Annotated in this window: 11 protein-coding genes and 1 riboswitch; of the genes, 7 read left to right on the top strand and 4 right to left on the bottom strand. The window is 64.1% G+C overall.

The window, feature by feature from the left end; translation table 11 throughout:
* The first annotated feature begins 2 nt into the window (after positions 1 to 2).
* The 7 genes from AU465_RS02565 to AU465_RS02535 all read left to right on the top strand — a co-directional run bounded on the left by AU465_RS02565 (position 3) and on the right by AU465_RS02535 (position 7,153).
* Entirely contained in the window at positions 3 to 278 is a 276-nt protein-coding gene (locus tag AU465_RS02565; RefSeq protein WP_192243745.1) for a hypothetical protein, read from the top strand.
* A 12-nt stretch (positions 279 to 290) separates the two neighbouring features.
* Positions 291 to 1,505: a CpaE/TadZ family protein gene (locus AU465_RS02560; protein WP_192243743.1), complete on the top strand. Its 1,215-nt coding sequence runs from the start codon at positions 291 to 293 to the stop codon at positions 1,503 to 1,505.
* Positions 1,502 to 2,923: a TadA family conjugal transfer-associated ATPase gene (locus AU465_RS02555; protein ID WP_192243741.1), complete on the top strand. Its 1,422-nt coding sequence runs from the start codon at positions 1,502 to 1,504 to the stop codon at positions 2,921 to 2,923. Before AU465_RS02560 ends, AU465_RS02555 begins: the two co-directional genes overlap by 4 nt.
* 3 nt (positions 2,924 to 2,926) lie before the next feature.
* Positions 2,927 to 3,892: a type II secretion system F family protein gene (locus AU465_RS37350; RefSeq protein ID WP_192243739.1), complete on the top strand. Its 966-nt coding sequence runs from the start codon at positions 2,927 to 2,929 to the stop codon at positions 3,890 to 3,892.
* 1 nt (position 3,893) lies between these two features.
* Positions 3,894 to 4,856 carry a type II secretion system F family protein gene (locus AU465_RS02545; RefSeq protein WP_192243737.1) on the top strand — a complete coding sequence of 321 codons (963 nt, stop codon included), beginning with the start codon at positions 3,894 to 3,896 and terminating at the stop codon, positions 4,854 to 4,856.
* Positions 4,857 to 5,117: 261 nt separating this feature from the next.
* Entirely contained in the window at positions 5,118 to 5,591 is a 474-nt protein-coding gene (locus tag AU465_RS02540) for a tetratricopeptide repeat protein (protein ID WP_192243735.1), read from the top strand.
* Positions 5,592 to 5,980: 389 nt separating this feature from the next.
* The gene (locus AU465_RS02535) at positions 5,981 to 7,153 is read left to right on the top strand and encodes a GGDEF domain-containing protein (protein WP_192243733.1); all 1,173 of its coding nucleotides are present in this window, start codon (positions 5,981 to 5,983) and stop codon (positions 7,151 to 7,153) included.
* Positions 7,154 to 7,165: 12 nt separating this feature from the next.
* Here AU465_RS02535 and gcvP read toward each other — a convergent pair whose 3' ends face one another.
* From gcvP to AU465_RS02515, 4 genes are all read right to left on the bottom strand, one after another.
* On the bottom strand, positions 7,166 to 9,976 hold the full coding sequence (gcvP, locus tag AU465_RS02530; protein ID WP_192243731.1) for an aminomethyl-transferring glycine dehydrogenase: 2,811 nt from the start codon (positions 9,974 to 9,976) through the stop codon (positions 7,166 to 7,168).
* A gap of 16 nt (positions 9,977 to 9,992) precedes the next feature.
* Complete coding sequence (gcvH, locus tag AU465_RS02525) at positions 9,993 to 10,361, bottom strand: glycine cleavage system protein GcvH (protein ID WP_192243729.1); 369 nt, start codon at positions 10,359 to 10,361, stop codon at positions 9,993 to 9,995.
* 7 nt (positions 10,362 to 10,368) lie between these two features.
* Positions 10,369 to 11,469, bottom strand: coding sequence for a glycine cleavage system aminomethyltransferase GcvT (gene gcvT / locus AU465_RS02520; protein WP_192243727.1), 1,101 nt, complete (start codon positions 11,467 to 11,469; stop codon positions 10,369 to 10,371).
* A 150-nt stretch (positions 11,470 to 11,619) separates the two neighbouring features.
* A riboswitch (glycine riboswitch) is annotated at positions 11,620 to 11,706 on the bottom strand.
* Positions 11,707 to 11,799: 93 nt separating this feature from the next.
* Complete coding sequence (locus AU465_RS02515) at positions 11,800 to 12,630, bottom strand: transporter substrate-binding domain-containing protein (RefSeq protein WP_192243725.1); 831 nt, start codon at positions 12,628 to 12,630, stop codon at positions 11,800 to 11,802.
* Positions 12,631 to 12,714: the final 84 nt, after the last annotated feature.

The raw sequence follows: 12,714 nt of genomic DNA, 5'->3' as shown, positions 1-12,714 counted from the left end.
TTATGCGTCTGGCCCCTTGCATCGCTCTGCTGCTCGCTGGCGTCCTCGCCGGTTGCACCAGCGACGACTATGTGCGCACCGAGGGCGTGACGCCGGCGGCCGGCAATGCTCAGGCGTCCAACACGGTCATGCAGATGGTCGACCCCTGGCAGTACGGCGTCCAGAACACCAGGCTTCTGGTGCCGGCTCAAAGCACGAGTTCCACGGCCACTGCCGTCGGCGCGAAAGCCGGTTCGGCGTCGGAATCAACGACGCCAGCATCAACGACATCAAACTGACGGGCTGACGACATGGCATCCGGCACCAAGAGCAAGAAGATCCTGCTCGTTTCAACCGACAGGGCGTTTTTGCAGGACACGCGGACTGCCTTCGCAGCCTCCGAGATCATCGAGATCTCGACAGTCGAGAAGAGCGTCAACGAGCTCCGCGGCGAGGCCCTGGAAGCCGATCTCGGCACGGTCATCTTTGACATGGATGCGGCCAAGCTCGAGGAGATCGAGTCGCTGCAGCGGATCATGCGCCGGCTGGAAGGCCGCGTTCCGGTGGTCGTCGTCACCCAGGAATTCAATGCGGCGGCCGTGCGCATACTGGTGCAGCTCAAGGTCGCCGACTTCCTGGTGAAGCCGATCACGACCGCAGACCTGGTGCGTTCCGTCATCCGCGCGCTGCAGGGGCCGGGGCGGGAGGAAAACACCGAGTCGCAGATCTACACCTTCATGCCGGCCGCCGGCGGCGTCGGCACCACCACGCTTGCGCTGCAGACTGCCTTCCAGCTGCATCATTCGGTGACGCGCGGCGCCTCGACCTGCGTGGTCGATCTCAATTTCCAGCAGGGCGCCTGCGCCGAATATCTCGACCTCGAGCCGCGCTTCGACATCACCGAAATCGAGAACCAGCCCGAACGCCTCGACCGGCAGCTGCTGGATGTCATGCTTTCCAAGCATGCGAGCGGGCTTTGCGTGCTGGCAGCGCCCACGCGCCCCTCGGAAATGCGCTCATTCAAGACCGATGTCGTGGTGCGCATGCTCGACCTCGTCTCGGCCTATTTCGACAATGTCGTCATCGACATGCCGCGCACCTGGTTCCCGTGGACCGAGACGGTGCTGCTCGGCTCCAACAAGCTCTATATCGTGGCCGAGATGACGGTGCCTTGCCTGCGTCATACGCAGCGTCTCATCCAGGCCATCTACGAGACGGCGGGCAAGGAAGTGAGGCCCAACGTCATCGTCAACCGCTTCGAGCAGAAGATGTTCGACAGCGGCATCAAGCAGGCCGACGTCCAGGATATCCTCGGCGAGCATTTCGTCGGTGGCATCTCCAACAATTATCGGCTGGTGCGCGAGGCCGTCGACCGTGGCGTGCCGCTGCACGACATCGATCCCAACGCCAATGTCGTCAACGACCTGAAGAAAATCATCCTGCCGGAGGAGGCGGTGACGACGACGGCAAAATCGAAGTCGCTGTTCGGCCTCGGCAAGGGCCTCTTGAAGAGGAAAGTGGGATGAGCAGCCGATTCTCCAACCTGCAGAATCGCGATGTCCGTCCGCTGCGGTCGCCCGAACCCGCGCCCGTTGCGCACCATGCCGTGATCATCCCGACGACCCGGAAGCCGGTGCCGCCGAAGCCGGAGGCGGCACCCGCAAAGAGCGCCAACAAGGTGCTCGACGCGCGCGTGCGCATCCACCGCATGCTGCTCGAGGAGATCAATCTTGTGGCGCTGGAGCGGCTGCCCAAGGACGAAATGCGCCGCCAGGTGCATGAGTTCGTCTCGGAAAAGACCCGCCAGGAGCGGATGGCGATCAATACCGCCGAGCTCGACGCGCTTGTCGACGACATCGTCGACGAGATGGTCGGCCTCGGCCCGCTGGAGCCGCTGCTCAAGGATCCCGAGATCAACGATATCCTGATCAATGGCCATCAGAACTGCTTCGTCGAAAAGCGCGGCAAGCTGCAGCAAGTCCACATCCCGTTCAAGGACGAGGCGCATCTGCTTCGAATCATTAACAAAATCGTCGCCGCGGTTGGTCGCCGCGTCGATGAATCGCAGCCGATGGTCGACGCCCGCATGCTCGACGGTTCGCGCTTCAACGCCGCCATCCGCCCGGTCGGCGTCGACGGGCCGCTGGTGTCGATCCGCAAATTCTCCAAGAACAAGCTCGGCCTGCACAAGCTGGTCGAGTTCGGCGCCATCACCCAGAACATGGCCGAGGTGCTGGCAGCGGCCGTGCATGCCCGCAAGACCACGATTATCTCCGGCGGCACCGGCACGGGCAAGACGACGATGCTCAACGCGCTGTCGGCCTTCATTCCCGAGGACGAGCGGCTGATCACCATAGAGGACGCCGCCGAGCTGCAACTGCAGCAGCCGCATGTCGCGCGCATGGAAACGCGCCCGGCCAACATCGAGGGCCATGGCGAGCTGAAGCAGCGCGACCTGGTCAAGAACGCGCTGCGCATGCGGCCCGACCGCGTCATCCTCGGCGAGTGCCGCGGCGAGGAGGCCTTCGACATGCTGCAGGCGATGAACACCGGCCATGAAGGCTCGATGGCGACCATCCACGCCAACACGCCGCGCGACGCCATCTCGCGCCTCGAGCAGATGCTCGGCATGACCGGCATGCCGATGACGGTGCAGTCGATCCGCAGCCAGATCGCCAGCGCCATCGACATTATCGTGCAGCTGACGCGCCTGTCCGACGGCAAGCGCAAGGTGACCAGCGTCGCCGAGGTGACGGGCATGGAAGGCGACGTCATCCAGATGCAGGAGATATTCCGCTTCGTGCGCACCGGGATGGAGGCGGACGGCAAGATCGTCGGTCATTTCGAAGCAACGGGCATCCGCCCGCGCTTCCTCGAGGACCTGCGCAACATGGGCATCGAATTTCCGGGCAAGTATTTCGAACCCGGCCGGCCGCAGGAGTAGCCGGTGCTCGAGGGGTTCGGCCCGATCTACGCCGTCTACGCCGCGGCGGCGCTCACCGGCATCATGATCGCCGAAGGCTGCTACCTGCTCTATGCCGGCCGCAGCGACAAGCGCACGGCGATCAACCGCCGCATGAAGCTGGCGGAGAACAAGATCAGCCAGGAGCAGGTGCTGATCCAGTTGCGCAAGGAGCGCGGCGTGGAAGCCGGCACGCCCCTCTTTTCCTTCGATCGCTTTCGCGCCTTGCGCACGCAGTCCGGCATGATCATGCCGCTGCCCAAATTCCTCATGATCACGTCGGGTGTGGCTTTCGCGTTGGCGCTTGTCGCCATCTGGTACGGCCTGCCGCTGCTCTTCGGCCTGATCCTGCTTCTCGTGCTGCTGCCGGTCCTGCCGGTGATGGCGATGCGTTTTCTGCGCAAGCGCCGGCATAAGCGCTTCGGCCTGCAGTTGCCGGAAGCGCTGGAGCTGATCACGCGCGGCCTCAAAGCCGGCCACCCGGTGCCGGTGGCGATCGCAATGGTGGCGCGTGAGATGGCCGATCCGATCGGCACCGAGTTCGGCGTCGTGGCCGACGAGGTGACCTACGGCTCCGATCTGGTTTCGGCACTCAACAACCTGTTCGAGCGGGTCGGCCACGAAGACCTGCCGCTGTTCGTCACCGCCGTGTCGATCCAGAGCAGCTCCGGCGGCAATCTGCGAGAGATCCTGGACGGGCTGTCGTCGACGATCCGCGAGCGCGGCAAGCTGCGGCGCAAGGTGCGCGCGATTTCGACCGAGGGCCGCATGTCGGCCTATATCCTGACCGCCGTTCCGGTGCTTCTGTTCACTGCCATCATGGTGCTCATGCCGCAGTTCTACCGGGACGTCTGGGGAATACCGAAGACCTGGTACATGCTGGGCGGCTCCATCCTGTGGCTTCTGCTCGGCAACGCCATCATGTTCAAGATGTCGAATTTCAGGTTCTGAGATGGAAGACATCATCCGCTTCCTCGCCTCGCTCGCGCCGACCTCGTTGATGCCGGTGGCGGCGCTGCTGCTGGTGGTGGGCGGCGGCGCGATGGCCTGGCCGCTGGTCGTCGCCAAGGGCGACCGCAACGAGGTCAAGCGCCGGTTGAAGGTTGAGGTGACCCAGCCGGTCGAGCAGGCGGAGCCGGCGCCCAGAAAAAACGCGAACGCCGTGCGCGAGAAGGCGGTGAGGCGGGCGCAGGAATTCTATGCCAAGAGCGATCCGGAGAATGTCGCGCGGTTGCGCATGAAGCTCATCCAGGCCGGCTATATGGAGCCGCGCGCCGTCGGCATGTTCTTCCTGATCCGTTTTGCCACGCTGGTCGGAATGGCGCTTGGCGCGTTCCTGGTCAACCATTGGGCGGCCAGCGCCGAGTCGACCGTGACCAGCCGCTGGACCTTCGTCATCCTGTCGGGAGCGGCCGGTTATTTCCTGCCGGGCTTGGTGCTGACCCAGAAGGTACGGGAAAAGATGCGCGAATACCGCAACGGCTTTCCCGACTTCATGGATCTGATGATCGTCTGCTCCGACGCCGGCATGAGCATGGAGGCCGGCATCGAGCGCGTCTCGAAGGAACTCGCCAAGACCTATCCGTCGCTCAGCCAGAACCTGCAACTGGTGTCGCTGGAACTCAGGGCCGGCCGCAGCCTCGACGATGCGTTGAAGGCGCTCGCCGATCGCCTCAGCCTCGACGAGGTCCGATCCTTCGCGACGCTCCTGCAGCAGTCCAAGGAGCTCGGCACCAGCCTGTCGGGTGCGCTGCGCGTCTTTTCCGACGAAATGCGCCACAAGCGCATGTCGCTTGCCGAGGAGAAGGCGCATGCCTTGCCGGCCAAGATGTCGGTGCCGGTGACGGTGTGCATCCTGCCGGTGGTGCTGATGGTCGCCATTATCCCGATCGTCGTGAAGCTGACCTCACACTGAGGATTCAGGTGAGGCCGGCCTGCAAATGGCGGCTTCCGGTGCTCACGTACTTTAAGTACGCTCCGCTCCGGTTCTCGAAATCCACCATTTTCGACTCGGCCTGACCTGAATCCAGGCGCGCAGATCTAGCCAAGCGGCGCTGGTTAACGCATCCTTTGCACGCAACTGAAATTTAGGCGCATTTCGGCACCGAAGCTTAATCGCTGTGCTTTATGGTCCCTGCTGAAGAACGACCCGGCAAATCGGGCGATGGGGCAGGGCATGCGTCACAGACTTCCCACGGCAGCGGCGGCGTTGGCGGCCGTCTTGATGATCACCGGCTGCACGACCAACAACAACGTCGACACGACCAAGACCACCGCGATCCAGCCGACGGCCAAGGACGTCAGCGCCACCGACCTGGCGGAGGGCAAGGCGCAGTTCCGCGAGGCGAATTTCGGCCTTGCCGAGCAGCATTTTCGCAAGGCGGTGGAACTCAAGGCCGACAATGCCGAAGCCTGGTTGGGGCTTGCCGCTTCCTATGACGAGCTCGGCCGCTTCGACTTTGCCGATCGCGCCTATGCCCAATTGCTGAGGGTCGCCGGGCGCCAGCCGCAGATCGTCAACAATATGGGCTATTCGCAACTCCTGCGCGGCAACAAGAAGAAGGCAAGGGCGCTGCTGCTCGAAGCTAAGGCCGGCATGGCCGACCAGACCGTGGTCGACGCCAATCTGGCACTGCTGAACAAGAGCTAGAGCCTATCGGGCTTGGATTGAACCGCTCCGCCCGAATGGCGAAATCAAAGCGACAGGGCGGAATTTCCGGCTGGCGGAAGCCCGCTTGTCAGCCGGCTTACCAAGTGTACAACATCAGGCAAATGCCGTTTTTCGCGCGGATCGCCTCGCGCTCGTGGAAAAGAACTGTTTCAATATAAGCCAAAAATTTCTAGTCTTCGCATCTGCCACACGTAGTAGTGTATGCTTTGTAAACCTTGTCGGAAGGTTGGGTCGAAAGGTTAGCTGAAAACGGTATCAGCGGGCCGCCGTTAACCTAGAATGCAGCGTAACCGACGACTCCCAAGAGGCTGCGGCTCAACAATGTTGGATTTTAGTTCGCTCCTGCTCGCGGCGGCGCTGTCGGAACAATGTTGGATTTTAGTTCGCTCCTGCTCGCGGCGGCGCTGTCGGGCACGTGCCTCAGCATCACCATGCTGGCGATCTGGTTCACCGCTCCGCGGGCGCGCTTCGTGCTGACGGTGGCGTGCGGCATCCTTGTGCTTGTCGCGCATGTCGTTCTGTTCTGGCAATACACCAAGGAACCCAACCCCTGGCTCTGCCAGGCAGTGCTGGTGCTGCTCAGCCTGGGGTTCCTCATCATCTGCATGTCGGCGATGCAATATCTGGGCGTCGGCAACCATGGCAGCGTTGTTCTGCCGACGCTTGCAGCCATGGCCGCCTGCGCCCTCGTCACCTATTTCGGCTTCGACGGCGTCGGCTTCCTCATCACCTATTCGACGGTGACGGCGCTGCTCGCCGCGATCGGTGCGATGTTTTGGATGAAGGGCGACCACGACCGCCGGATCCTGCTGGTCGTCTCGTTCCTCAGCGGCGCCTGTGGCTTGTCCTTCGCGCTGTGCGGCCTGGTGCTGCTGGTGCGGGGGCAATGGGTTCTCGGCGCCGCGCCCGACAACTGGGCTGAGCGGCTGAATTCCGTCGTCGCCGTCGCCTGCATGACCGGCCTCGGCGCGCTGACGCTTTCGCTGCATCATCTGCAGGCGCAGATCGAGCTCAAGGCCGAGACCATGACCGATCCGCTGACCGGCCTGATGAACCGCAGGGCGCTCAACGACCTTTATGGCGATCGCAGCTTCGGTCCGTTCATGGCGATCGCGATGTTCGATCTCGACCATTTCAAGACGACCAACGACGTCTTCGGCCATCCTGTCGGCGATCAGGTCCTTTGCCGCTTCGCGGCAGTGATCAAGAAATATGGCAAGACAGGCATCGACGCCTTCCGGCTGGGTGGCGAGGAGTTTGCGCTCGTCATGTCGCGCATGACGCCCGAAAAGGCGCATGACATGGCAAGCAGGATCGGCGTCGCCTTCGGCACCGAAATTGTTTCGACCCATCGCGGCCCATTGCGCAGCAGCGTCAGCGGCGGCATGGGATTTGGCGCCGCCGACGGCCGGACCCTGGACGAGGTGCTGGCTGAGGCCGATGCCGCGCTCTACGCCGCCAAGCGCGCCGGGCGAAACCGCGTGATCGCCGATCGCAAGGCGGGCCAGCCCGATGCCGGGCCGGCCCTGCGCTCGGCCTGAACTTCTTGTCCGCTACTCGGCGGCGCCGAGATATTCCGACAGCGGCGGGCAGGAGCAGACCAGGTTGCGGTCGCCTGCAACATTGTCGATACGCGATACCGGCGGCCAGTATTTCGCTGACAGATCGGCGTCACCGGCCGGATAGGCTGCATCGAGCCGCGAGTAGGGATGCGTCCATGCGCCGGCCAGCGCCTCGGCCGCGGTGTGCGGAGCGTTGACCAGCGGGTTGTCGTTGAGCGGCCATTCGCCCTTCGCCACCTTTGCCGCCTCGCCGGCGATCGCAATCATCGCCTCGCAGAAACGGTCGAGCTCGCGCTTGGGCTCCGACTCGGTCGGCTCGACCATCAGCGTGCCGGCAACCGGGAACGACATGGTCGGCGCATGGAAGCCGTAGTCGATCAGGCGCTTGGCGATGTCGTCGACGCTGATGCCGGCGCTTTCCTTCAGCACGCGTGTGTCGAGGATGCACTCATGGGCGATGCGATCGCCCCGGCCCTTGTAGAGGAGGGGGAAATGCGGCGCGAGCCGCGTCGCCACGTAGTTGGCGGAAACGATCGCCGTCTCGGTCGCCTGCTTCAGCCCGGACCCGCCCATCATGCGGATATACATCCAGGTGATCGGCAGGATGGATGCGCTGCCGAAAGGCGCGGCCGCCACGGCATGCGCCGAGCCTTCGGTGACATGACCCGGCAGATAGGGCTTCAGATGCGCCCTGACGCCGATCGGGCCGACGCCCGGGCCGCCGCCGCCATGCGGGATGCAGAAGGTCTTGTGCAGGTTCATGTGGCAGACGTCGGCACCGATGTCGCCGGGGCGGGCGAGACCAACCAGGGCGTTGAGGTTGGCGCCGTCGAAATAGACCTGGCCGCCATGCTCGTGGATGAGGGCACAGAGATGGCGCGCGCCTTCCTCATAGACGCCATGCGTCGAGGGATAGGTGAACATCAGCGCCGCAAGGTTCTTGGAATGCTCGTTGGCCTTGGCCCTCAGGTCGTCCATGTCGATATTGCCGTCGTCGGTGCAGCGCACGACGACGACGCTCATCCCCGCCATCGCCGCGCTGGCCGGATTGGTGCCGTGCGCGGAAGACGGGATCAGGCAGATGGTGCGATGGCCTTCGCCACGCGCGCGGTGATAGGCGCGGATGGCGAGCAGGCCGGCATATTCACCCTGGCTGCCGGCATTGGGCTGCAGGCTGACCGCGTCGAAACCGGTGATCTCCGACAGCCAGGCCTCGAGGTCGCCGGCCATGGCGCGATAGCCGGCCGAATGGCTGGCCGGCGCGAAGGGGTGCAGGTTGGCGACGCTCGGCCAGGTTACCGGCATCATCTCGGCGGCGGCGTTGAGCTTCATGGTGCAGGAGCCGAGCGGGATCATAGCGCGGTCGAGCGCGAGGTCCTTGTCGGCCAGCCGACGCAGGAAGCGCATCATGTCGGTCTCGGAATGGTTTTCGTGGAAGACCGGCTGGGTAAGAAACTCCTTGCCGCGCGGCTTGCCCGGCATGGAGCCGGTTTCCACCGCGCCGGTTTTGGCGCCGAACAAGGCCGCGATCGCCTCGAGGTCGGCTTCCGTCGACGTCTCATCGAAGGCGATGCTGATCTTGTCGGCATCGATGACGCGCAGCAGCCGGCCGGTCTTTTCGGCGGCGCCGGCTATTGCCGCGGCCTTGCCTTTCACTTCCGCCGTTACCGTGTCAAAGCGGTGTGTGCCGAGGACGGCTACGCCCGCTGCCTTGAGCCCCGCCGCAAGGCGGTTGGCAAGGGTGTGGACGCGCTCGGCGATCGCCTGCAGGCCGGCGGGGCCGTGCCAGATCGCATAGGCCGTCGCCATGTTGGCGAGCAGCGCCTGCGCGGTGCAGATGTTGGAAGTGGCCTTGTCGCGGCGGATGTGCTGCTCGCGCGTCTGCAGGGCGAGACGATAGCCGGGGCGGCCCTTGGTATCGGTCGACTGGCCGACGAGGCGGCCGGGCATCAGGCGGGTCAGTTTGTCGGAGACGGCGCAATAGGCGGCATGCGGGCCGCCAAAGCCCATCGGCACGCCGAAGCGCTGCATCGGACCGACGGCGATGTCGGCGCCGAGCTTTGCCGGCGTATCGGTCAAGGTCAGGCCGAGCGGATCGGCGATGAAGACCACCAGCGCGCCGGCGGCGCGGGCCTTTTCGATCGCGGCCTTGTGGTCGCCATAGACGCCGAAGGTGTCCGGCCAGGAGACCAGCAAGGCCGCGGTGTTGTCGTCGATCGTCTCGCCGTCGACCTCGGTGCCGAGGGGCTCGGCGCGGGTGCGCACGACATCGAGCGTCTGCGGGTGCGGCGTGCCGGCAAGCGCCACCTTGGTGCGCTTGTCGCGGTGATGGCGCAGCGCGATGCCGACCGCTTCGGCAACGGCGGTCGCTTCATCGAGCAGCGATGCCGACGCCACCGGCAGGCCGGTCAGCTCGGCGACCAGGGTCTGGAAATTGAACAGCATTTCCAGCCGGCCCTGGCTGATCTCGGCCTGGTAGGGCGTGTAGGCCGTGTACCAGGCCGGGTTCTCGAACATGTTGCGCTGGATGACCGGCGGCACAAAGACGCCGTGGTAGCCGGCGCCGATGAAGCTCTTCAGCACCGTGTTCTTCGCCATCATCGCCGACAATTCGGCCAGCGCTTCCGCTTCGCTGGCCGCAGCTGGCAAGGCGAGCGGCTGATCGAGGCGGATCGATCTCGGCACAGCCTGGCTGATCAGCGTCTCGACGGATGGAACGCCGATGGTGGCGAGCATGGCCCTGACATCGTTGACGTTGGGGCCGATGTGGCGGGCCGAGAAAGGAATGGGTGCTGCGGTCATTTCTAAAATCCTGGTATCAGCCGATATGGGCTTTGTAGGCGGCCTCATCCATAAGGCTGTCGAGCTGGCCTGTGTTGGAAAGCTTCATCTTCCAAAGCCAGCCGTCGCCGGACGCCGCCGAATTGACCAGCGAAGGGTCGGACGACAGCGAGGTATTGGCTTCGATGATCTCGCCGTCGACCGGCGCGTAGACATCCGAGGCCGCCTTGACGGATTCCACGACCACGGCAGTGTCGCCCTTGGCGAGCTTGCGGCCGATTTCCGGCAGTTCGACAAAGACGAGATCGCCAAGCTGCTCCTGCGCGTAGTCGGTGATACCGACAGTGGCGACGCCGCCTTCGACGCGCAGCCATTCATGGTCCTCGGTGAAATAGGTATTTGCCATCGGAAATTCATCCTTTGCGGTAGCGATGTGGCGTGAAGGGGAGCGATGTGACGTCGACGGGGATTTTGGTCCCGCGGACATCGGCGAACAGTCTGGTGCCGGGTTTGGCCAGCGCGGTGTTGACGTAGCCCATGGCCACCGGGTGGCCCGTCGAGGGGCCGAAGCCGCCCGAGGTGACGTGGCCGGCCGGATTGCCGTCGGTGTCGATCAGCGCCGCGTCTGCGCGCACCGGCTGGCGACCATCGGGCTTCAGGCCGACGCGCTTCTGCGACGGACCGCGCTCGAGGATCGAGCGCAACGCGTCGGCGCCGATGAAATGACCGGAGGCGCGGACCTCCTTGGGGATCGCCCACATCAAACCGGCGCTCGCCGGGTCGATCTCGGGTGTCAGATCATGGCCGTGAAGGCAAAGCCCGGCCTCGAGGCGCAGGCTATCGCGGGCGGCGAGGCCGATCCATTGCACGCGCTCGTCCTGCAGCAGCTTCGCGACGAGATCGCGGGCGTCCGCCTCGGGCAGCCCGATCTCGAAACCGTCCTCGCCAGTATAGCCGGAGCGGCTCATGAACCAATTTTGCCGGGGCTCGATACCATGCATGAACAGCAGCGAGCCGGTTTCGATGCCAGCCCGCGCAAGGGCCGCCCAGGCATCCGGTCCCTGGATCGCCAGGAAAACCCGATCAAGCGGTTCCACCCTTGCGTCGAAATCCGCGGCCAGCGCGTGAAGATGCTTTTCGTCCTCGACAGCGTTGCCGGCATTGGCCACCACCATGAAGCGGTTGTCGCCGAGCCGGGTGACGATCAGGTCGTCGATGATGCCTGCCGCCTCGTTGAGGAAGAGGGTGTATTTGGACTGAGAGATTTCCAGCGCGCCGGCGTCAAGCGGGCAGGCGCGGTTCAGCAGCGCCGCAGCATCCGGACCGCTGACCTCGAACAGCTTCATATGCGAGATGTCGAAGAGGCCGGCATGCTCGCGCGTGTGAAGGTGCTCCTTCATCACGCCCGCCGGATAGGTCAGCGGCATCGACCAGCCGGCGAACGCGCCGAAACGCGCGCCAGCGGCGTGGTGCAAACCCTCGAGGGGTAGGTGTTTGGTGTCTTCGCCCGTCATGTCTTCTCCAGAGTCGCACGCGATTCGACCGCCATTGGCGGTCCAGTCCGTGCCCCTCTGTCTGAAGCCTGAGAGACTCGCGCCCCGTAACTCTGTCGGCAGCGCTTACACCTTCGGCGCGGGAAGATTCCCGACTTTCCAGAGTTGTCTTTCCCGTCCACGGTTCTTTTGCCTGAGAGATTTCGGGCGATTTCCCCTTCGGCGACAGCTTTTGCTGTTCTCTCCCGCAAACAGGTAGGACTCAGTCACCTGAATCCTCGACGCGCCATCCATAGCCCGTCGGCGACACCTTGTCACCTCCCCGCGACATCCAAACAAGGTGGCTTGAGGCTACTGCTTCGGCTTGGCATGTTCCGGCTTGGCGCCGGTGTCGAAGCGCGACATCCACTTGAAGCCGCCAAACCAGTAGCGGCGCACGCCCGCGATTGTGCCGTCGGCGGTGCGCGCGCCGATCCAATTGTTGACGTACTGGACGAGGCGGACATCGTCGGGGCGCAGGGCAAAGGCTTCCGGCGTGCGCAGCAACGGGCCGCCTACCAGCTTGAATTTCGCGTCATAAAGCCTGGCTGCCATTTGCGGCGTCGGCGATGTAGCCACCATGGCTTGCGCATTGCCGCCGATGAGAGCGGCAAGGACGTCGGCGGTGTTGTCGAACGAAACGATGTTCGCCTTCGGCAACGCCTCCTTCGTCGCCGCCTCGTCGGTGGAATTGGAAAGCACGGCGATCTTATAACCGGGCGCCGTCAGCGCCTTGCCCGGCCGTTTGCCGAGGCTGGCGATGGAGGCAACCATGCGAATGTCGGCGGCGCCCGTGGGGTTGGAGAACACGACCTCGCGGGCACGCTCTGGCGTGTTGGCATAGCCGGCCGCGATCAGGTCGAAGTCGCCCTTGAGCAGCCGCTGTTTGAGGTCGTTCCACGGCACCTCGATCAGCTTCAGCTCAACGCCGAGATCCGAGGCAAGCGCATTGGTGAGATCGACGTCGTAGCCCGCGAATTTGCCATCGGCCTTTTTGAGGATCCAGGGCGGATTGATTGCGACCCCGACCGTCAGCGTCTTCTGATCAATGACGCGTTTGAGACTGTCGTCAGCGCGGGCCGGCAAGAGGGTAAACCAGGCAGAAAGAGCAAGTATAATCGCGGCAATTATCTTAGCGCGCATGAATATAACCTCGCTGCTGGCCCCTCTGGTTGTCAGATTTACACAGAGGTGCCATTCTGTCGATAGCGGAGCCTGATGGAGACT

Source organism: Mesorhizobium silamurunense (assembly GCF_014843905.1).
GTDB classification, from domain to species: Bacteria; Pseudomonadota; Alphaproteobacteria; order Rhizobiales; family Rhizobiaceae; genus Mesorhizobium; species Mesorhizobium silamurunense.
The sequence above is the reverse complement of the archived record's forward strand: the minus strand, read 5'-3'. Positions and strand labels throughout refer to the sequence as shown.

Excerpts from the sequence above, each read along its gene's own strand:
- AU465_RS02565 (WP_192243745.1), top strand. The coding sequence starts at position 3 with ATGCGTCTGGCCCCTTGCATCGCTCTGCTGCTCGCTGGCGTCCTCGCC.
- AU465_RS02560 (WP_192243743.1), top strand. The coding sequence starts at position 291 with ATGGCATCCGGCACCAAGAGCAAGAAGATCCTGCTCGTTTCAACCGAC.
- AU465_RS02555 (WP_192243741.1), top strand. The coding sequence starts at position 1,502 with ATGAGCAGCCGATTCTCCAACCTGCAGAATCGCGATGTCCGTCCGCTG.
- AU465_RS02545 (WP_192243737.1), top strand. The coding sequence starts at position 3,894 with ATGGAAGACATCATCCGCTTCCTCGCCTCGCTCGCGCCGACCTCGTTG.
- AU465_RS02540 (WP_192243735.1), top strand. The coding sequence starts at position 5,118 with ATGCGTCACAGACTTCCCACGGCAGCGGCGGCGTTGGCGGCCGTCTTG.
- AU465_RS02535 (WP_192243733.1), top strand. The coding sequence starts at position 5,981 with ATGTTGGATTTTAGTTCGCTCCTGCTCGCGGCGGCGCTGTCGGGCACG.
- gcvP (WP_192243731.1), bottom strand. The coding sequence starts at position 9,976 with ATGACCGCAGCACCCATTCCTTTCTCGGCCCGCCACATCGGCCCCAAC.
- gcvH (WP_192243729.1), bottom strand. The coding sequence starts at position 10,361 with ATGGCAAATACCTATTTCACCGAGGACCATGAATGGCTGCGCGTCGAA.
- gcvT (WP_192243727.1), bottom strand. The coding sequence starts at position 11,469 with ATGACGGGCGAAGACACCAAACACCTACCCCTCGAGGGTTTGCACCAC.
- AU465_RS02515 (WP_192243725.1), bottom strand. The coding sequence starts at position 12,630 with ATGCGCGCTAAGATAATTGCCGCGATTATACTTGCTCTTTCTGCCTGG.